Origin of the sequence: Eikenella sp. NML120348 (assembly GCF_001648435.1) — a bacterium.
GTDB classification, from domain to species: Bacteria; Pseudomonadota; Gammaproteobacteria; order Burkholderiales; family Neisseriaceae; genus Eikenella; species Eikenella exigua.
Genome location: NZ_LXSP01000006.1, coordinates 39,644 through 59,676, shown reverse-complemented (window position 1 = coordinate 59,676; position 20,033 = coordinate 39,644). Strand labels below are relative to the sequence as shown.

Sequence of the window (20,033 nt, the reverse complement as noted above, 5' to 3'; positions counted from 1 at the left end):
TTACCTGATTTTAAGCAGCAGCTAAGGATTGAATTGGGTGGCCTAATTCAGCAGGTTGTCGAGCGCACGCTCAATGGTGGGGAAGGCAAACTCAAATCCTTGCTGCAACAGGGCTTTCGGCGGGGTAAATTGGCCGTCTAACACCAAATCGGCCTGCTCGCCCAGCATCAGGCGCAACATCTGCTCGGGAACGGAAAACAACAGCGGGCGGCGCAGCCGTTGGGCGGCAGCGCGAGCAAAGTCGAGCTGGGTGGTGCGCTTGGGGGCAGTAATGTTGTAGGCCTGAAAGCTGTTGTGCGGTTGCGTGGCCAGAAAACGGATGGCGGCTACGATATCATCCATATGCACCCACGGCAGGGGCTGCTCGCCGCTGCCGAGCCGGCCCGCGCAGTAGCGCACCGGTTTGAGCAGCTGCGGCAAAATGCCGCCATCCCTGCCCAGCACCACACCAAGGCGGCACACGGCCACCGGCACGCCGCTCTCCTGCTGTACGCGCTGTATCGCCGCTTCCCATTGCTGGCACAGCTGCGAAGGGAAAACATTTTGCGGTGGTGCGTTTTCCGCACACGGCGGCCAGCCCTCCGCGCTGCCATTGCCATAATAGCCCACGGCGGAAGCCTGAATGATGAGGCACGGCGGCTGCGGGTGGCGGCGCAGCCAGTCGGCCACAGCCTGCACCAGCTGTAAGCGGCTTTGCAACAGCTCCTGCTTGCGCTGCGCCGTCCAGCGGCCTTCGCCCACCGACACCCCCGCCAGGTTAATCAGCAAATCGGGGCGGGTGCTGTCGTAGAGGTGGTGCAGCGCGGCGATGTATTCAAAACGCTTATCCGCCTCCAGCGCGCTGGCCGGATGGCGGCTAACGATGATCACCCGATGGCCGTCGGCCTGATACGCCGCAGCCAGATGGCGGCCGATAAAGCCGCTGCCGCCGATAATCACGATGGTTTGCCGGCTCATGCACACCTCCGGCCGGCAAAAGAAAAGGCTACCTGAAACATGGTTTCTCTTTCATGAAGAATTTTCAGGTAGCCTGCCATGTTCCGGGCAGGTGTGTAAGTTTATTGATGCGAGGATATTCGGGCTTGTTTCAGGTAGCCTCAGCGGCGCAGACCACCTGAAATACCATCCTATTCCTTGCAAAAGAACAAATCTGCAAGCACTCAAAATATCAAAAGGCTACCTGAAACCTTTCAGGTAGCCTTTAATCATGCTTACAACAGTAGCCTACTGATGCCGGCGCAGCTCTTGGCGCAGCGACTGCAAGCCGGAGCGGCGGTCGGCAATTTGCAGTTGCAGGTTGCCGGCACGATCAGACTGGTTGTTGCGGCGGGCAGTGGCCAGCTCGCGTTCTACCCGCGCCAAGGCACGTTCTTCACGACGGATGTCGCGGGCGATGATTTCCTTGGGTGTAAGCGGTTTGGCGGCAGCAATCACCGGCGCAGGGTGCACGGGGGCGCGACGCTCGGGCTGGTGGCGCAGGGTAACGCGCATGGACACGGGTTTGCTGATTTCCACATCGCTGGCGGCAGCCACGGCTTCCTGCCACACATCGGGCAATTCGCTGCCGGTATCGGCGTTGTTGGCAGTCTGTTTAACTGGCTCAGAGGCGGCAGCCACGGGAGCGGCAGCGGCCTGCTTAGGCAAATCAACCTCTTCCTCAGCCAAAGATTTGGCCACGGGTCGGCAACAGCCTTGCGGCAAGGAGGTGCGCACACTGCGCCCGTCGGCCAGCTGACAGAGATAGGAAATTTCGGCTGGAGCGGTTTCGCTGCGGGCGGTGGGGGTTTCGGTGGCGGCACTGATGCTGAAAGCCAGCAGCAAAAAGCCGGGCAGGGCGATGTGGGCTAGTTCTTCGAGCATGATTTGGTGTGTATAGCTAAGCACTTAGTTCTCCAATATAGCGTTGGCACGCCTATATAGAGAATTAATCTGCTGTGTTATGAATGAATACGGCATTATATCAAACAGCAGGCACACAGGCTGCTGGCTTAGGTTTAAACAGGTAAACAGGCTACCTGAAAAACACAACGGGATTTAAGCAGCGTGAATTCAATTTAATTCAGGACAAGGCGCAGCATAAAGGCTTAAAATACTCGTTTTTCCAGCAGGAGAGAGCCATGGCACAATTCTTCGCCATCCACCCCGAAAATCCCCAAGAGCGGCTGGTGAAACAAGCCGCCGAAATCGTGCGCCAGGGCGGCGTGATCGTGTATCCCACCGACTCCTGCTACGCGCTCGGCTGCCAGATGGGTAATAAGGAAGCCATGGAACGCATCCTAGCCATCCGCCAAATCGATTTGAAACACCACCTCACCCTCATGTGCGCCGATTTGAGCGAGCTGGGCACTTACGCCAAGGTGGACAACAGCCAATTCCGCCAGCTCAAAGCCGCCACCCCGGGCGCATACACCTTTATCCTGCCCGCCACCAAAGAAGTGCCCAACCGCACGCTGCACCCCAAACGCAAAACCATCGGCCTTCGCGTGCCCGACAACCAAATCGCTCTCGCCCTTTTGGCCGAGCTGGGCGAGCCCATGCTCTCCTGCACCCTGATGCTGCCCGAAGAAACCGAGCCGCAAACCGACCCCTACGAAATCCGCAACCTGCTCGAACACGCTGTGGATTTAATCATCGACGGCGGCTGGTGCGGCACCGAGCCGACCACGGTAATCGATATGACCAATGGCACCGAGCTTATCCGCCAAGGCGCGGGCGATACATCGGTATTTGGGTTGTAACCGTCAGACTGTTTGTAAGCTGATTGCCCTTAAAGGCTACCTGAAACTTTCAGGTAGCCTTTAATCATATTTTATGATTGAAACGAGTATTTTTCAGGTAGCCTGAACCTTATTCCCGCCATTTTTCACCTTCCGCCGCCAGCAAGCTGGCCAGCAGTTGTTCCGATTGGTGCAGACTCTTGATTTGGCTGCCGATGTGTGCGAGTGTGTTGGCCAGTTTGCCGCGCAACGCTGGGCAAAAGTTTTGCGGCTCGTCATTTAAGCAGTCGCGCATCAGGGCGATGTCTTTCAGGGCGAGGCCGGCGCGGTTGAGCAGCACCACCTTGCGGACAAAGGCGATGTCTTGCTCGCGGTATTCCCGATAACCGCCCGGCGTGCGCGCAGGCACAAGGATGCCGGCACTTTCATAAAACCGCAGCATCCGCACACTGATGCCGCTTTGCTTGGCAAATTCGCCAATTCTCATCTTGACCCTCACACTGTGTCATTCTGTAAGCTCCAGTCCATTGTAAACAAATAGGAGCACTCATCCCCATGAACCGCAGACAATTTTGCGCCGCTGCAGGCGCGGGCGTATTGCTGGCTGGCTGCAAAAACTTGACCAAACCGCAGGTCGAGCCAGTGCGCGTGTTTATCATCCACGGCTACGGCGCCACGGTGGCCGATCATTGGTTCCCATGGCTGGCACGGCAACTGCAGCAACAAGGTATAACCGCCCTGCCCGTTGCACTGCCCGACAGTATGCAGCCCGATTACCGCCGCTGGCAAGATGCGCTCTCGCAGGCAGTAGGCATGCCGTCCGGGCGCACAATTTTAGTGGCGCACAGCCTGGGCACAATTTCGCTGCTGCATTATCTGAGCCGGGTTCGCCCGCACAAAGTAAGCGGGCTGGTGCTGGTGTCTGCCTTCGGCGCACGCATTCCCACGCTGCCGCAGATTAATGGTTTTAATGTAGACAACTATGTAGACCAGTGCCCGGTGGATTTTGCCGCCATACGCCAAATAACAGGCCGGATTACCTTATTTACCGCCGATAACGACAGCATCGTGCCGCCGGAAAACACCCGCCGTTTGGCACGGCAGTTAGGCGGCAAATTAGAAGAAATCCCTGGCGGCGGCCACTTTTTGGGCCGCGACGGCTATACGGAGTTTCCGCAAGTATTGCAAGCGGTAGAACACATAGCAGCGGCCATTCAAGGAGAAAGCCATGTTTAAAATCACCATGCTGGTGAAGAAGAAAGCCGAATTATCGCAACAAGAGTTTTTGGCACACTGGGCGTCGCATTCGGCCAAAGTGTTGCAATACCAAAATGTCCTCCGCATCCGGCGCTATGCCAAAACCCTGCCGCTGGATGCCGCCTCCCAGCAGGCCACACAACGGCACACCTAAGCGTTCCGCTTCGATGCCATGGGCGAACTATGGTATGACAGCCGAGAAGACTTCGCCGCCGCCCACACCACGCCAGAAGGCGCCGCCACGCAGGCAGAACTGCGAGCAGACGAAGTGCGTTTTGTGGATATGGCGCAATCGGTGATGTGGCTGGGCGAGGAAGAATGTGTAGTCGGCTTGGCCGGAGAAACAAACTGAAGGCAACACAACGATTTTGTGTGGCCTATCTTCCAGCTTTCAGGTAACCCTTCCCTGCCCTACTCTGCCACGCCAAAACGAAACCGCCTGCATTCATTGTGTGCAGGCGGTTTCGTTTTGGCGTGGCTACGTCGGATTACAGCACGGCCAAAGCGGCTTCGTAGTTGGGCTCTTGGCCGATTTCGGGCACGAGCTCGGCGTGCAGCACTTTGTTGTTTTCATCCAGCACCACCACGGCACGGGCGGTGAGGCCGCGCAGCGGAGTATCGGCTAGGGTGATACCGTAGTCGGCGCCGAAGCTGCTGCGGAAGCTGGAGAGCGTTACTACATTTTCAATGCCTTCCGCGCCGCAGAAGCGGGAAAGGGCGAAGGGCAGGTCGGCGGAAACGCACAACACCACGGCATTTTGCAGAGCGGCAGCGCGCTGGTTGAAAGTGCGCACGGATTGGGCGCACACGCCGGTGTCGATGCTGGGGAAAATGTTGATCACTTTGCGTTTGCCGGCGAAGTCGGCCAAGGTTTTGTCGGACAAATCGGCGGCGGTGAGAGTGAAGGCGGGAGCGGCGGCGCCAACGGCGGGCAGGTTGCCTACGGTGTTGGCGGGCGTACCGCGGAAGGTGATGTTTGCCATTTTGCTATCCTTTTCTTGATGTTGATGAAGATTGCTGTTACGCGGCGGCAAGGATAGAGGTTTTTCTACGGATTGCCAAGCAATGGCTACCTGAAAGCGTAGCTTCAACGGAGTTAAAACGGCGCGCAGCAGCGTTTTGTGAGGCAATACAAAGCGGCGAGCCGCAGGCAATACAAAAATACAGCCAAGCAACCCAACACCATATCGGCCATTCAGCTGGCTCACTATCCAACTTTTCAGGTAGCCTCACCCATCCAAGGCATCCAATAAAGCAATCCTCGCCCGCAGGCCCCAATAGCTGGACAACCCAGTGGTGCTGTGGCGCACACGGCCGTTTTTCACCAGCACGATGGTAGGCGTTACCTGCACCTGCCATTGCCGCGCCCAGCCGCCGTCTGTATCATTTACCGTATCGAATTGCCAGCCGTGCGTTTTCAGGTAGATCCTCACTTCTTCATCGCCGCCCGACTGCAAGGCCACACCCACCACAGGCACGCCGTTGCGCGCGAGTTTATCCACCGCCGGAGAGGTGTGCCGGCAGATGCCGCACCACGAACCCCAGAAATACAGCACAGTAGTGCGGCCGCCACCCAGTTCGAACAAGGTGGTTTGCCGCCCTTGCAGGGTGTGTAGCGGCAGTACGGCAGTCTGGGGCGGCACGACAGGGGCGCGATACCAGTCAAGCAGCAGGCTGATAACGATAAAGGCGGCAGCCATCGTGGCGGCTTGGCGCAGGAAGGAGAAAAGGCGTTGGCGGATGGGCAGCATGGTTTGGTTTGAATGGTGTGTGGAAGGATTGGTTTTTAACTTCATTGAAGCTGCGCTTTCAGGCAGCCCCAATCCCCCAATAATAAAGGCTACCTGAAAAACGATGCGAAGCAAAGTTTCTGTGAAGCTAAAGCGTAGCTTCAATGAAATTAAAACGAGCAGCACGAGTTTCTATGGAGCTAAAATTTTTTGGCAGCCTATGTTGAGCCTTATTTTTCTTGCAGCTTGCGGATTTCGTTTTTGAGCCGTTCCGCCCAATTGGGACGTTGGCGGCAGAGGGCTCACTTCAGTAGAGGCAGTCCCTGCCATACCGCGCGAAGCTTCGGTATTGCGGGCAAACATTCGGGCAACAAAGAAGGCAAACGTTTCCGCGCTTTGCCACATGCCGCCATGCTCGCCATACACGCGGCAGGCTTCAGGGTGGAGCACATCAAGCAGGGCTTCGATTTCGGGTTGCCGGGCAAGCCATGAGCCATTGTCATCATCATAAGTTGGGCACTTCCTCCAGCCAGCATTTGATGTTTTCCAGCCCCTGAAAGCGCGGGTTGTGCCAGAGCAGGCACAGGGGCGCAGGCAGAGCTTTAGTTTCCGGTATGCCTTGCGGGTTATTGTGGTCAAATCGCCAAACAAGTTCATACAGGACGCGGTTGTGCTTGGTTACGGGCAAGGCGAGCAGGATGTCGCGGACTTGCTCGGGGTATGCCAGAGGCTGAGTTTGGTCATGATGTATTCGGTGTGGGGTTGGCCGGTTTCAGGTAGCTTTTCCGTTTCCGTGCCCAAGCCACGCAAATTTGCGCTCTTTTATCGGCAGCGTTATATTTCTCCATACATAAATCTTTCTCCAAAGGAGTGAAATCATGGAAAAACTCACCCCCAAATCCTTCATGATGCACCTGCTCAATGGCTCGGCCTTAGGCATTGTGGTTGCCCTGGTGCCGGGCGCACTGTTGGGCGAGTTGTTTAAGGCGCTCACGCCGTATTGCGAGCCGCTGGGCATGCTCACGCAGATGATCGGCGCCACCAACGCCATGGTCGGCATCGCCGTGGGCGTGGCCATCGGCTATATGTTTAAATTCACGCCGATTGAATCGATTTCGGTGGGGCTGGCCACCATGGCCGCCGGCGGTGCGGTGCGCTTTGCTGACGGCATTATCCAGCTCAAGGGCACGGGCGATATTTTCACCATGGTGTTCACTGCCGGCATTGCCGCCGGCCTGATTGTGCTGCTGCGCGGCAAGGTGCGCGGCTATGCGATTTTGGTGGTGCCCGTGGTGAGCCTGTTTGTGGCGGGTGCGCTGGGGCGGCTGGCGTTTCCGTATTTCATTGCCTTTTCTCAGCTGCTGGGCTCGTGGATTGCCCACCTGCTCACGCTGGAGCAAACGCTGATGGCGGTGTTGATTGCCATCGCGTTTGCCTGCCTGATTGTGTCGCCGGTGTCTTCCGTGGGCATTGCTACGGCAATTCATTTGGCTGGCGTGGGCTCGGGCGCGGCCAATTTGGGCATTTGCGCCTGTGCGTTTTCGCTGGCCGTGGCCGGACGGCGGGTGAACCCGTTGGGCACTTGCGCGGCGCATTTTGTGGGTTCGCCCAAGCTGTCCATGCCCAATATCGTGGCCAAACCCAAGCTCTTGTTGCCGATTATGCTCAATGCCGCGCTGGCCGGGGTGCTGGCTTCGTTGTTCCAAATCCAAGGCACGGAATTTAGCGCCGGCTTCGGTATCAGCGGCCTCATCGGCCCGGTGAACCATTTGAAACTCGCCGGCTGGGGTGCGGGGCAGCTGGCGGTATCGCTGCTGGTGTTTGTGCTTGTGCCCGTGGCCGGGGCGTTTGCAGTGGATTGGCTGTTTGTGAATAAGCTTAAATGGATTGCGCCGGAAGATTACAAGATTGATGTGTAATGAAAAGAGGCTACCTGAAAAATGGGCAAGCAGTTTTAATTTCATTGAAGTTGCGCTTTAGCTTCGTAGAAACTCGTCTTCCTACGGAACCCTCGTTTTCAGGTAGCCTTTGGTTTGTGTGCCGAAAGGCTACCTGAACAAGCAAAATTACCTTGCCCTGCTATATAATCCGCCGCCATGAACACCATCGAATCCGCCCAAAACCCCGCGCTCAAACATCTGGCCAAACTGCTGCGCAGTGCCCGTGCGCGCCGCGAGAGCGGGCAGGCTGTGCTGGAAGGGGCGCATTTGCTCGCCGCCTATTTGCAGGCCGGCGGGCAGGTGCTGCAAGTTTATGTGCCGGCAAGCAAAATGCAGCAGCCGGAAACTGCGCGGCTGCTCTCGCAGCTGCCACCCGAACGGGTGGTGCAGACGGGGGGCGCGGCCTTGCAGAAAATCACCAGCCTCACCGATGCCGAAGAAATCACCGCGCTGATTGCGCTGCCGCCCACCGCGCCATTTGATGCCGAAGCCGATTGCGTGGTGTTGGAGCGCATTCAAGACCCGGGCAATATCGGCACGATTCTGCGCAGCGCGGCAGCGGCGGGCGTGGGGCAGGTGGTGCTTTCTGCTGATTGTGCCGATGCGTGGTCGCCCAAGGTGCTGCGTGCGGGCATGGGGGCACATTTCGCGCTGCGCTTGTTTGTTGAGCCGGATTTGGCCTCGTGGCGGGAGAGATGCCGCGTGCTGCTGCTGGCCACCGCTCTGCACCGCAACAGTGTGAGCCTGTACGATTGTGATTTGCGCGCCCCCGCCGCCTGGTTGTTTGGCAACGAAGGCGCGGGCGTGAGCGAAACCATGCTGGTCGCGGCTAGCCGCCTCGTGCATATTCCGATGGCGGCGCAAACCGAATCGCTGAACGTGGCGATGGCAGCCACCGTTTGTTTGTTTGAGCAGATGCGGCAGCGGTTGTAGCGGAAGTTCGGTTTTCGGCCAAAAAGCTACCTGAAAACTCAGCTTCCTTTAGAAGCCTCGTTTTCAGGTAGCCTTTTGGTTACATGGCGGCATCATCTTTGGCGCGATTTTGCCTGTGCGGCTGTTTTTGACAGCGGTTTTGTGCCATAATCCGCGCCTGCCTGTTTTAGCAGGCATTAGGAGTTGGCGTGGGTCTTCCCGGCTCAGCCAGCTTGTCCGGCCGCAAGGCTATATTTTTGGAGTTTTATTATGGCATTAACCGTAGAACAAAAAGCGCAAATCATCAAAGATTTCCAGCGCAAAGAAGGCGATACCGGCTCTTCTGAAGTGCAAATCGCTCTCTTGACTTTCCGCATCAACGATTTGGCTCCGCACTTCAAAGCCAATCCGAAAGATTTCCACAGCCGCCGCGGCCTGCTGAAAATGGTGAGCGCTCGCCGCCGCCTGTTGGCCTACCTGCGCAATACTGATGTGGACACCTACCGCGATGTGATTACCCGCCTGAACCTGCGTAAGTAATCTTTGCCCAATAAAAATCGTGCCGCCGGAGCTTTCCGGCGGCACGGTTTTTTTGTTTTAGCTGCTCTTTAACTTGATAGCAACTCAGCTTTGACTTTGCCAAAACCTCGGTCCGCTTCGCAGAAACTCGTCCTCCTGCGGAAACCTCGTTTTCAGGTAGCCCGTTGGGTGTAAGGCTACCTGAAAATAGTATTGTTCAAGCGTTGCTTTTGGGCTGCTGCGTTGGTTCTTCTTGCTGCTCCGTTTGGTATGAAAAACGTGCTGCAGCCATAGGGCAGGCTTTCAGGTAGCCTTTTCCAGCAGGTGGGCTATTTCGGCCACGATGGCATCGGCGGTATCGCGTTTGCCCATTTCCGGCAGCGCGGTTTCGGCTGAATCGCTGATGAGCGTTACTTGGTTGTTGCCGCTGCCCATGGCGATGACGGCGTGGTTAGCCACGATCAGCGGCACGCCTTTGCGCAGCCGTTTGGCGCGGGCGTGTTCGAGTACGTTGTGGCTTTCGGCAGCAAAACCCACGCAGAAGGGCGCGTTGGGCAGCCGAGCCACGGCGGCGAGGATGTCTGGGTTTTCGGCCAATTCGATAACGGGCGGCGTGCCGCTGCCGTCTTTTTTCAGCTTTTCGGCGCTGCGGTTGGCCACGTGGTAGTCGGCTACGGCGGCTACGCTGATGAATACATCGCAGCTGCCTACTTCCCGCATCACAGCTTCGTACATTTCTCGCGCGCTGTGGGCATGATGCACAGTTACACCGGCGGGCGGGGCTACCTGAAGCTGCCCGGCCACCAGCACCACTTCCGCCCCGGCGGCGCGGCAGGCCTGCGCCAGCGCCACGCCCATGCGGCCGCTGGACAGGTTGGTGATGCCGCGCACGGGGTCGATGGCTTCAAAGGTGGCGCCGGCCGTGAGTAGCACGCGTTTGCCGGCGAGCAGTTTGGGTGTCCATAAATCGGGCAGCAGTTCGGCCAATTCGGCGGCTTCGAGCATGCGGCCTTCGCCGGTTTCGCCACAGGCCTGGCTGCCGCTGGCGGGGCCGAACACGGTGATGCCGTCGGCCTGCAGTTGGGCGATGTTACGCAGGTTGGCCGGGTTGCACCACATTTCCACGTTCATGGCGGGGGCAACGGCCAGCGGGCAGGCGCGGGCGGCGGCCAGGGTGGAGAGTAGGTTGTCGGCCATGCCGTGGGCGATTTTAGCCAAGGTGTTGGCGCTGGCGGGAGCGATGAGGAATACGTCGGCCTCACGGCTGAGGTGAATGTGTGCCATGCCGTCGGCGGAGTCGGCAGTATCGTCCGTCCACACAGTGTGCCCGCTCAGGGCTTGGAAGGTTTGCGGAGAAATGAAACCGGCAGCGGCGCGGCTCATGGCCACGCTCACGGTATGCCCCTGTTTTCTGAGCAGGCGCACGAGTTCGCAGGATTTATAGGCAGCAATGCCGCCGCTGATGCCGAGCAGGATGTGTTTGGTGGGCATGGTGTATGGCGTGATGTGAAAAGATGGGCGCTATGGTAACACAGGGATGGGCAGGGTGTTTCAGGTAGCCTTTGGGTAGGGAAGGCTACCTGAAACCAGTTATTGCACACTGATAACAGAGAAACAGTATCTATTTAGAGCAATTATTTCAATGAGATGTGTTGTATTACTGTTTTGTATCTTTTATCCATCAATTGCTGTTGTTGGAGATAAGTTTTCGTTAGTTCTCTTGTTTGCATATGTTAAAATTCTTAGTTTTTATTTTGCGGAACGGTATGCGAGCATTTGGAGCCTGTTCGAATGTATCAGCGTATTTGCACTTTAAGGAGTTAATTTAATGAATAAAATTTATAATATCGTGTACTCTGAAGAGCGTGGCACCTGGGTGGTGTGCTCAGAATTGGAGCGTGCCAGCCGGAAGAAGTCTTCCAGTAATTCTGCCGCCAAACTGCTTGCTTCTGCTGCAGTAGTTGGTCTTGGCGTATCTGCTTTGCCCGCAGCGGCTTCTACCTGTGGTAATGGCAGTGCTGTAGCCAGCGGCGGCAGCTGTGATATGGGTGTTTATACTGCAGCCGCAAACGACAATAAAGTCGGTCAGGCTTTGGTAACCGGTGGTGATACTGTTACCTTAACATCACCCGATATCAACAACATTACCGGTAATGCGAATGATCGTTCTATCCGAAGCGGGAAATTGAGCGAACTCTTTACCGACCCCGCAATTCTTGCTGAGCTGAACCAGCGCCAACGTCTGCTGGCCAATCAAAAAGGCCGCACAGTTAATGTAACTGATCCTGCAACCAACAGTAATCAAACAGTAAACGTTTACAACAACGTTGGCTCTATATCTGCGGCGGACATTCAAAGTACTGTATCAACGGGTAATGACATATACGTTGATATGCGCTTGGGTACCGCCAATGGCAACGGCAGCAAAATTATTGCCAGCTTAGGTGATCCGGCTGCTACTATGGCAGATGAGACTACTACTAAAAACACTGTAAGAACACTGATTGCTTTAAAAAACTCTCGTCTGGTGCAGGCCGAAAACGGCGGATCGGCAGAATGGGTCTCTAAAAACCGCATTTACTTTGAAGAAACCCGTGTAGCTTCCCAAGAGTTGGCGATTAGTCAAGATTTGTTTAAACCAAAAACCGTTACCTTCAAGGGAGTAAGTCACACACTGAATACAGTGCAGGATCTGATTAACTATAATAATAATGTATTAATTCCTGCTGTTGGTACTCCAGGCTTTGCCAACGCCGGTGAAACCCAACAGGCGGCATATGATCGCTATTTCAATGAGGCTGCTGCGACTGAAACGAAGGTTTTCCGACAAAACAACTCCATTAACACCCATCCAGATTCCACCCTTCCGATTGGTGAACGCTGGGTGCTGGCTGCAACCGGTGCAGGTTCTACTGCCACCATCAAGAACGGCGGGCAAATTGATGTAAGCCCCGGTTTGGAATCAGGCAACGGTGGCGGCATGCTGGCCGAAAACGGCGGCAAAGCAGTCATTGAAGAAGGGGCACAATTGTCCGGCCGTTTTAACAGCCTGACCGTGCGCGGTGCGGGCAGTACAGCAGTCAACAATGGTGTGATTTCTGGTGGTTTCTTTGCGTCTGATAATTACGACACAACTCAAGCTAGCCAAGCCAACAAAAACGACTACTATTCTTTGTCTACCACCATTCATGCTACCAATAGCGGTAAATTTGAAAACAATGGCATCATCAATCTTGCCGGTTATACCTATCAAGGTTATTCACATAACAACTATGCACTCCGCGTAAATAACAATGCCACGGCAACCAATAAAGCCGGCGGTGTTATTAATGTAGCCGTAAACATTGCTCCGAATAGCGGTATTACTGGTGTACGTGTAGAAAAAGATGGTACGTTTAACGGTGAGAAAGATAGCCAGATCTTCATCGGCCGTGCTGCACAATACAGCAAAAATGCGCCGACTAAGCTGATTGGTAATGCTACTGACCAAGTTGGCATCTTGGTTAATGGTAGCAATGCTGTTGTTAATCACGATGGTAAGATTACCATTGGTGAACAGACCCAAGGTGCTACTGCGATCCGCGTAGGTAAAGACAGTACGGCTTCGACAGTAGTTAATTTGGGTGCAGACAGTACCATCAATATTGAAGGTAAGGCTCGCGGTGTTGGCGGTGCCCAACCAAAACAAAACGTTGGTATTCAGGCGCAAAACTCTGGTGCAGCTCAAATTACTAATGCCGGTGCAATCAATGTAATTGGTACGAATGCTGTCGGTGAAAATGTTGTGGCTGAAGCAGGGCATACAGCAAAAATCACCAATACTGCCAGCAGCAAAATTACGGTAGAAGAGGCTTCTGCCAACCAGGTTACTCGTAACTACGGTATTTATGCTGACGGTCAGGGTACTGGCAAAGCTGATGTGGTTGCAGACGGTACGTTGACCTTGAAAGGTGACAACGTAATCGGTGCGCACGCACGCGGCAATTCAACAATGACCGTCAATGCGGGCATGAAAGCCGTATTCGATAATTCTACCAATGCGAAAAACCAAATTGCTTACCACATCAATGGTGGCAATGCTGTTGCCAACGTAGCTGCCTTGGCCAACAGTACCGACATCACTACCGAGAACTCCACTATGTTCCGTGCAGATGCTGGCGGTACCGTAAATGCATCCAACCTCACCGTTACTGCATCCGGCAAAGATGCCGTGATTCTGGCTAGTGATGGCGCTGATGCGGCAGGTAAGGCTTCTGCCATCAATGTGAATAATGGCACTTATAACCTGACCGGCAGCGGCTCTAAAGTGGCCTTGGTATCCGGCGGCGCAACGGCAACCCTGAAAGGTACGGCCAATATTGCCAATACTGCCGCCAATGCAACCATTGGTATAGCAGATGGTAAAAACCACGGCTTAAACAACCAAACAGTTGCCGGTAGTTCACCTAATAACAAAACCAAACTGGTTTCCAAGCTGAACACCACCACCAGCACAGCTGGTGTAACCGGATACACTGCGCAAAACAGCAGCACAGTGGACTATTCAGGTAGCCTCAATCTAAATGGTGCCAACAGCGTTGCCGTACAAACGCTGAATAACGGTACAGCCAACCTGAACAACGCAACGGTGAAAGCCAATGGTGATGCTTTGCGAGCCAATGCTGGCAACAACACCATCAACGTTAATGGTGGTACGGTAACCGGCACCACCAACGTATTTAATTCAGTTACCGGCACCAACTCACTCGTTGCCACTAATGGCGCAGTGCTGAATGGTGTTATGTCGCTGGCGGCAGGTACTTCCTCTGTGAATCTGGGTAACGGCACCACCTGGAACAATACTGGAAATTCCACCGTAACCAGCTTGGATAACTCAGGCACCGTAGCCTTTGCCACACCGGTTGCAGCTGCTGTTGGTAATTACAAAACCATCACCGTAAACGGCAACTACACCGGCAATAACGGCAAATTGGTGGTGAACACCCTGTGGAACAGCGATGCCGACAAAGATTCTGATCACCTGATCATCAAAGGCACCGCTAGCGGTACTACCGTGGTTAGCACGCCGAACGGCATCATCGGTAACATCAGCAAAACCAACGCCCAGCAATTCTCGTCTGACGTGGTTACTGTAGAAACCCCGAGTGCCAATGCCCCTGGTCAGCAAGAAGGCCAGCCTGACGGCAATGCCATCTTTACCGGTACGGCCAATACCACCAATGCCGGACAAGCCCAGCTCGTGTTGAAGAGCACTGCCGGCGGTAAAAACGTGTATGCCTGGACGCTGTTTGCTGATCCCAATGCAGGCCCGTCGACTTACATTTACGCCCCTGCCGTAGCCGGCTATGTGTTGATGCCGCAAGTGAACCAAGAAATTGGCCACCACACCATCGGCACCCTGCACGAGCGCCGTGGCGAGAACCAAACCCTTGCTTGGGATGATTGCGCGCGTTGCGGCGAACAAGCCAAAGGCCAAACTTGGACCCGCCTCCTTGGCAGCCGCCTCGATAGCGATGGCAAAGAACGCTTCAATTTTGAAACCAAAATGGGCGGTTTCCAGATCGGTCACGACTTCGCTGTTCACCGCAACGATAAAGGCGGCCACCGTCTCACCGGCGGCTACCTAGCCTATACCCGAACCAGTACCGATTTCTTCGACCGTTATCGTGCTGTAAACGGCAGCATCAGCCCTGACCACTACAGCGGCAAAGGCACTACCGATGCGGTTAGCCTCGGCTTGAGCAACACCTACTATGCCGCCAATGGCAGCTACTTCGACTTGGTTGGCCAGCTGAGCTGGTCGCGTAATAAATACCAAGATCGCGACAGCACCAGCGTGAAACAAAACGGCTGGGGTGCTGCCCTCTCTGCCGAAGTTGGCCGTCCGTTTGCCTTAGGCAGCCATGCCGACAACCAAGGTGGCTGGCTGATTGAGCCGCAGGCACAACTGGTATACCAATACGTTGGTCTCAAAGATTTCAACGACAGTATCCGCCAAGTTAGCCAAGACAAGCAGCACAGCTTGCGCGGCCGCCTCGGTGCCCGCTTGGCCTACAACGGCCCCAGCCGCAATCTGCGTACCAACACCTTCTATGCCGTGGCCAACGTATGGCACGACTTTATCAAGCCGCATGGCGTAAACATCGGTGAAGACAATGTGCGCGAGAAACGCAACGCCACTTGGGGCGAAGTTGGCCTCGGTGCCCAGCTGCCCGTATCCAACAACGCCTATGTGTATGGCGATGCCCGCTACCAACACAACTTTGGCAGCACCAGCCGCCATGGTTACCGTGGCAGCGTAGGCTTCAAATACACTTGGAAGTAAGCGTTTGATGCAGCAAAGGCTACCTGAAAAAGTTTGAACGAACAGTTTTCAGGTAGCCCCAACAAGGATTGAATACAATGAATCAGATTACAAAAACCCTCCTCCTCACAGCCTTGGCCGCCGGTTTGAGCAGCCAAGCCGCCGCCCGCGACGTACGCCACCGCTGGTGTGCCGAAGAAGCGCCTGTTGCGCAACCCGTTGTGGCAACGCCGCAAGTTGAGCGCATCAACCTCTCGGCTGATGCCCTGTTCCGCTTCAACCAATCGGATGCTGCCGATATGTTGCCCGAAGGCAAAGCCACCCTCGACCGCTTGGCCGAAAACCTCGTTAGCCGTCAAGCTCATATCGACAGCATCGCCCTCACCGGCCACACCGACCGCCTCGGCAGCGAGCAATACAACTACAACCTCGGCCTGCGGCGTGCTCAAACAGTAAAAGACTATCTGCAGGGTAAAGGCGTGCAAGCCCCCATCAGCGTAGCCAGCGCCGGCGAAAGCCAGCCAGTTACTACGGCTTGTACCGGCACCCGTGCTACTGCGGCTCTGAAAGCCTGCCTGCAGCCCGACCGCCGCGTTACCGTGGATATTTCCGGCACAGCAGCGCAATAGTAGTTAAGCCGGTTGGAATGGAGGCTACCTGAAAAGCAGCAGAGCGGAATTGCCGCGAAGCTGAAATTTCAGGTAGCCTTTTCTATGGTTAAACCAAGGTATTGGATTGTCTGAAATTTTGGGCATGAGTTGAGGCTACCTGAAAAATGGAATGATGGCTTGCTGACTTGGCCAGGCAACTTTCAGGTAGCCTTTTGCGGCACCGGTATGCCTTCAGTCGGCAACACTTTCCCTACCGAATCGGCTAAAAGCGGGCGCATTCGGTTTTTTCATTGCCCCTGCCGGTGCTCTATCCTACAATTATGCTTTGCAGTCTGTGATTTATCGCTTGAAATAGAAAAAACGATATGGGGGCGAATCGCCTTGCCGCTCCAATGCCACCGTTTTACCTCGTGCCTATTTTAAACAAGCATACACAAACTGCCACCTGCGGCTTCCCGTGCGGAAGCCGGTTTGCAACTGCTGCGGAGCCCTGTGCCCATGTCTGAAAAACATATTCCTCCCCAAAAGCCCTATCTACAAATCAAAGACGTGGTGAAAACCTACGGCGAGAATTATGCGGTGGACCACATCGATTTGGATATCGACCGACACGAAATCTTCGCCCTGTTGGGCAGCTCCGGCTCGGGCAAATCCACGCTGCTGCGTATGCTAGCGGGTATGGAAACGCCGGATCAGGGCAAGATTATCTTGGATGGGCAAGACATCACCCGCCTGCCGCCCTACGACAGGCCGATTAACATGATGTTCCAAAGCTATGCGCTATTCCCGCACATGACGGTGGAGCAGAACATCGCTTTCGGCCTGAAGCAGGACAAAATGCCCAAAGACCAGATTGCCGAACGGGTGGAGGAAATGCTGCGCCTGGTGCAGATGAGCAAATACGCCAAACGCAAGCCGCACCAGCTTTCCGGTGGGCAACAGCAACGTATCGCGCTGGCCCGCGCGCTAGCCAAACAACCCAAACTTTTGCTGCTGGACGAGCCTTTGGGTGCACTGGATAAAAACCTGCGCCAGCAAACCCAGCTGGAATTGGTGGATACGCTGGAGAAGGTGGGCGTAACCTGCATCATGGTAACGCACGACCAAGAAGAAGCCATGACCATGGCCACGCGCATCGCCATCATGTCGGAAGGCCAACTGCAACAAGTGGGCACGCCGCGCGAGGTGTACGACTTCCCCAACAGCCGCTTCACCGCCGAATTCATCGGCGAAACCAATATTTTTGAAGGCCATCTGGTGGTGGATGAGGCCGACCATGCCGAAATCGACTGCCCCGAGTTGGCACAGAATATCCTCATCGACCACAGCGTGGCCGGGCCGGAAGAGCAGACCATGTGGGTCAGCATTCGCCCGGAAGACATCAATATGCACAAGGAAAAGCCGGCCAATGTGGGCGAACACAACTGGACCATCGGCACGGTGAAGGAAATCGCCTATTTGGGCAGCTTCGCCATTTATCATGTGCAGCTGCCCAGCGGGCGCATGGTGAAAAGCCAGGTGTTGTCATCTTATTGGTATTTGGCCAACCTGGAGCCGCCCACTTGGGACGAAACCGTGTATCTGAGCTGGCCGGCCAACCAGCCCGTGCCGCTTACCCGTTAAAGGCTACCTGAAAGCGAAGCTTCAACGCAGTTAAAACGTAGCGAAGCGAAGTTTCTGCGAAGCGGACCGAGGCTTCCGTAGGAAGACGAGTTTCTACGAAGCCAAAACGCGGTTGCAACACAGTTAAAACCAACATACCGGTTCGGCAAGGCTGCCGAACATGAAAAGGCTACCTGAAACCTGAAACCGCACTTTCAGGCCAGGGCAAGCAAGAGAGGCTACTTGAAAAATGAAATGGCAGGCTTTAAAACGCAAACTCAGCCCCGGGCAGGGGCTGGTTATCGGCATACCTTATTTGTGGCTGCTGGTGCTCTTCCTGATCCCCTTCTTCTTCGTGTTGAAAATCAGCCTGGCCGAGCAAGCCACCTCGATTCCGCCCTACACCCCGCTCTACACGGTGGACGAAGCGGCCGGGCGTGTGAACATTTCCCTGAGCTACCTGAACTACACCGGCATTTTCGAGAATTTCTGGTCGTCGCTGTGGCTTGGGCTCAATCCGTTTGCCGATAAATCCGGCAGCAACCTGTATGTGCACATCTACCTGCTTTCCATCAAAACCGCCATCACCACCACGCTGATTTGCCTATTGGCCGGCTACCCCATTGCCTATGCCATCTCGCGCAGCCGCGAAAAATGGCGCAACCCGCTGCTCTTGGCCATTATGCTGCCGTTTTGGACTTCGCTGTTGCTACGCGTGTATGCTTGGATGGGCCTGCTTTCGCAAAACGGCATCATCAACAACCTACTGTTGCGCTGGGGCTGGATTAACCAGCCGCTGGATATGTTCTACAACAGCTTCTCGCTCAATATCGTGATGGTGTACACCTATCTGCCCTTTATGGTGCTGCCGCTGTACACCCAGCTATTAAAGCTGGATAACCGCCTGCTCGAAGCTTCTGCCGATTTGGGCGCCGGGCCGGTGAAATCGTTTTTCTCCATTACCCTGCCGCTCTCCAAAAGCGGCATCATCGCCGGCTCTATGCTGGTGTTTATTCCGGCGGTGGGCGAATTTGTGATTCCCGATTTGGTGGGCGGGCCCGAACACCTGATGATCGGTAAAGCCCTGTGGCAGGCCTTCTTCACCCAAAATGACTGGCCGCTCGCCTCGGCCATGGCCGTGGTGATGGTGCTGCTCTTGGTGGTGCCAATCGGCCTGTTCCACCGTCATGAAGCCAAACAGCTGGAAGGAGCACGCCGTGGCTAGAAAATCTGCATCGTCCACTTGGTTTCTGCGCATCTGCCTGTTTTTAGGGCTGGTCTTCCTCTATATCCCGCTGCTGGTGCTGGTGGTGTATTCCTTCAACCGCTCCGAGCTGGTTACGGTATGGGGCGGCTTCTCCACCAAATGGTATGGCGCGCTGCTGAATAACAGCGAGATTTTGGAAGCCACCTGGCTCTCCATCCGCATCGCGCTCATTTCCGCCGCCGCCGCCGTGGTGCTTGGCACCATGGCCGCCTATGCCTTGGCGCGCATCAAACGCTTCCGCGGCAGCACCTTGTTCACCGGCATGGTGTCCGCCCCCATGGTGATGCCCGACATCATCACCGGTATTTCGCTGGTGATGCTGATTTTGCAGGTGCAGGCCTTGCTGCGTGGCTCCAGCCTGAGCTGGCTGCAATTTGAGCGCGGTTGGTTCACCATTTGGCTTGGCCACACCACCCTATGCATGGCCTACGTTACCGTGGTGATCCGCACCCGCTTGGGCGAGCTCGACCAATCCCTGGAAGAAGCCGCACAGGATTTGGGCGCCAAGCCGTGGAAGATTTTCTGGGTGATCACTCTGCCACTGATCGCCCCCGCCATCGCCTCCGGCTTCCTGCTCGCCATGACCCTTTCCATGGACGACCTAGTGATTACCTCCTTCCTCGGCGGCCCCAACTACACCACCCTGCCGCAGCTGATTTTCGCCAAAGTAAAACGCGGCGTGAACCCGCAGATGAACGTGCTGGCCACCTTCCTGATTACCATCATCGGCACCATCGTCATCACCGGCAACTACCTCATGATGCGCCGCGTAAACAAACGCGACCGCGAAGCCGCCTTGGCCTACAAACAAGCCCAAGAAGCCGCAGCCGCCACCACCACCCCGCCGCCTTCCGCACTGATTGAAGCCGAAGAAGCTGCGCAGGAGGAAGATGCGGCTGCCGAAACGACCGATACCGGCAGCACACCACAGGGATAACAAGCTGGCCGCAGGTTTGACTTACTGCAAATAAATGCCAATATTTACAGTATATTGATTGCCATCCGCCTTCAAGCGGCCTATATTGAAGGCTACCTGAAACCTCTTTTCAGGTAGCCTTCAAACACATCTGCAGAAAGGGAAAGAATATGGCAACCATCCATGCAAATACCCAACTGAAAACCGGCGACGCCATAAACGGCCTGAGCGGCCTGAAGACTGCGAAAGCGGGCGCTG

General features: G+C 55.5%; 17 protein-coding genes and 1 pseudogene. 11 read left to right on the top strand and 7 right to left on the bottom strand.

Annotated elements, in window-relative coordinates:
- Nucleotides 1-42: 42 nt before the first annotated feature.
- Both A7P99_RS08575 and A7P99_RS08570 read right to left on the bottom strand, forming a co-directional pair.
- Nucleotides 43-957: a TIGR01777 family oxidoreductase gene (locus tag A7P99_RS08575; RefSeq protein WP_067687232.1), complete on the bottom strand. Its 915-nt coding sequence runs from the start codon at nucleotides 955-957 to the stop codon at nucleotides 43-45.
- A 267-nt stretch (nucleotides 958-1,224) separates the two neighbouring features.
- On the bottom strand, nucleotides 1,225-1,884 hold the full coding sequence (locus A7P99_RS08570) for a hypothetical protein (protein ID WP_153705639.1): 660 nt from the start codon (nucleotides 1,882-1,884) through the stop codon (nucleotides 1,225-1,227).
- A 233-nt stretch (nucleotides 1,885-2,117) separates the two neighbouring features.
- On the opposite strand from A7P99_RS08570, the gene A7P99_RS08565 reads away from it, so the two are divergent.
- Nucleotides 2,118-2,738 (top strand): L-threonylcarbamoyladenylate synthase, encoded by a 621-nt coding sequence (locus A7P99_RS08565; RefSeq protein WP_064087235.1) that lies wholly within the window; start codon nucleotides 2,118-2,120, stop codon nucleotides 2,736-2,738.
- 109 nt (nucleotides 2,739-2,847) lie between these two features.
- On the opposite strand, the gene A7P99_RS08560 is transcribed toward A7P99_RS08565, so the two are convergent.
- On the bottom strand, nucleotides 2,848-3,204 hold the full coding sequence (locus A7P99_RS08560; RefSeq protein ID WP_067449322.1) for a MerR family DNA-binding transcriptional regulator: 357 nt from the start codon (nucleotides 3,202-3,204) through the stop codon (nucleotides 2,848-2,850).
- A gap of 68 nt (nucleotides 3,205-3,272) precedes the next feature.
- On the opposite strand from A7P99_RS08560, the gene A7P99_RS08555 reads away from it, so the two are divergent.
- Both A7P99_RS08555 and A7P99_RS08550 read left to right on the top strand, forming a co-directional pair.
- On the top strand, nucleotides 3,273-3,953 hold the full coding sequence (locus A7P99_RS08555) for an alpha/beta hydrolase (RefSeq protein WP_067449320.1): 681 nt from the start codon (nucleotides 3,273-3,275) through the stop codon (nucleotides 3,951-3,953).
- Nucleotides 3,946-4,326 (top strand): annotated as a pseudogene (locus A7P99_RS08550) (EthD domain-containing protein). Before A7P99_RS08555 ends, A7P99_RS08550 begins: the two are co-directional and overlap by 8 nt.
- Nucleotides 4,327-4,462: 136 nt before the next feature.
- Here the strand turns inward: A7P99_RS08550 and tpx are convergent.
- The 3 genes from tpx to A7P99_RS08535 form a co-directional block, all read right to left on the bottom strand.
- Complete coding sequence (gene tpx, locus A7P99_RS08545; protein ID WP_067687229.1) at nucleotides 4,463-4,957, bottom strand: thiol peroxidase; 495 nt, start codon at nucleotides 4,955-4,957, stop codon at nucleotides 4,463-4,465.
- A 246-nt stretch (nucleotides 4,958-5,203) separates the two neighbouring features.
- Nucleotides 5,204-5,716 carry a protein disulfide oxidoreductase gene (locus A7P99_RS08540; RefSeq protein WP_067449381.1) on the bottom strand — a complete coding sequence of 171 codons (513 nt, stop codon included), beginning with the start codon at nucleotides 5,714-5,716 and terminating at the stop codon, nucleotides 5,204-5,206.
- 180 nt (nucleotides 5,717-5,896) lie between these two features.
- Nucleotides 5,897-6,361 carry a hypothetical protein gene (locus A7P99_RS08535; RefSeq protein ID WP_231863738.1) on the bottom strand — a complete coding sequence of 155 codons (465 nt, stop codon included), beginning with the start codon at nucleotides 6,359-6,361 and terminating at the stop codon, nucleotides 5,897-5,899.
- A 221-nt stretch (nucleotides 6,362-6,582) separates the two neighbouring features.
- On the opposite strand from A7P99_RS08535, the gene A7P99_RS08530 reads away from it, so the two are divergent.
- From A7P99_RS08530 to rpsO, 3 genes are all read left to right on the top strand, one after another.
- A complete protein-coding gene (locus tag A7P99_RS08530; RefSeq protein WP_067449316.1) occupies nucleotides 6,583-7,623 on the top strand; it encodes a PTS transporter subunit IIC in 1,041 nt (346 codons plus the stop codon).
- A gap of 177 nt (nucleotides 7,624-7,800) precedes the next feature.
- Nucleotides 7,801-8,577 (top strand): RNA methyltransferase, encoded by a 777-nt coding sequence (locus A7P99_RS08525; RefSeq protein ID WP_067687227.1) that lies wholly within the window; start codon nucleotides 7,801-7,803, stop codon nucleotides 8,575-8,577.
- Nucleotides 8,578-8,826: 249 nt separating this feature from the next.
- Nucleotides 8,827-9,096, top strand: coding sequence for a 30S ribosomal protein S15 (gene rpsO / locus A7P99_RS08520; RefSeq protein WP_003823508.1), 270 nt, complete (start codon nucleotides 8,827-8,829; stop codon nucleotides 9,094-9,096).
- Nucleotides 9,097-9,378: 282 nt separating this feature from the next.
- On the opposite strand, the gene coaBC is transcribed toward rpsO, so the two are convergent.
- Entirely contained in the window at nucleotides 9,379-10,566 is a 1,188-nt protein-coding gene (coaBC, locus tag A7P99_RS08515) for a bifunctional phosphopantothenoylcysteine decarboxylase/phosphopantothenate--cysteine ligase CoaBC (RefSeq protein WP_067449312.1), read from the bottom strand.
- Nucleotides 10,567-10,903: 337 nt separating this feature from the next.
- On the opposite strand from coaBC, the gene A7P99_RS08510 reads away from it, so the two are divergent.
- The 5 genes from A7P99_RS08510 (at nucleotide 10,904) to A7P99_RS08490 (ending at nucleotide 19,796) form a co-directional block, all read left to right on the top strand.
- Nucleotides 10,904-15,400, top strand: coding sequence for an autotransporter outer membrane beta-barrel domain-containing protein (locus A7P99_RS08510; RefSeq protein WP_067449310.1), 4,497 nt, complete (start codon nucleotides 10,904-10,906; stop codon nucleotides 15,398-15,400).
- 77 nt (nucleotides 15,401-15,477) lie between these two features.
- Nucleotides 15,478-16,008 carry an OmpA family protein gene (locus A7P99_RS08505; RefSeq protein WP_067449308.1) on the top strand — a complete coding sequence of 177 codons (531 nt, stop codon included), beginning with the start codon at nucleotides 15,478-15,480 and terminating at the stop codon, nucleotides 16,006-16,008.
- Between the two features lie 480 nt (nucleotides 16,009-16,488).
- On the top strand, nucleotides 16,489-17,613 hold the full coding sequence (locus tag A7P99_RS08500) for an ABC transporter ATP-binding protein (RefSeq protein ID WP_023887782.1): 1,125 nt from the start codon (nucleotides 16,489-16,491) through the stop codon (nucleotides 17,611-17,613).
- A 229-nt stretch (nucleotides 17,614-17,842) separates the two neighbouring features.
- Entirely contained in the window at nucleotides 17,843-18,817 is a 975-nt protein-coding gene (locus A7P99_RS08495; RefSeq protein ID WP_003823496.1) for an ABC transporter permease subunit, read from the top strand.
- Nucleotides 18,780-19,796: an ABC transporter permease gene (locus tag A7P99_RS08490; RefSeq protein WP_067687224.1), complete on the top strand. Its 1,017-nt coding sequence runs from the start codon at nucleotides 18,780-18,782 to the stop codon at nucleotides 19,794-19,796. Before A7P99_RS08495 ends, A7P99_RS08490 begins: the two co-directional genes overlap by 38 nt.
- Nucleotides 19,797-20,033: the final 237 nt, after the last annotated feature.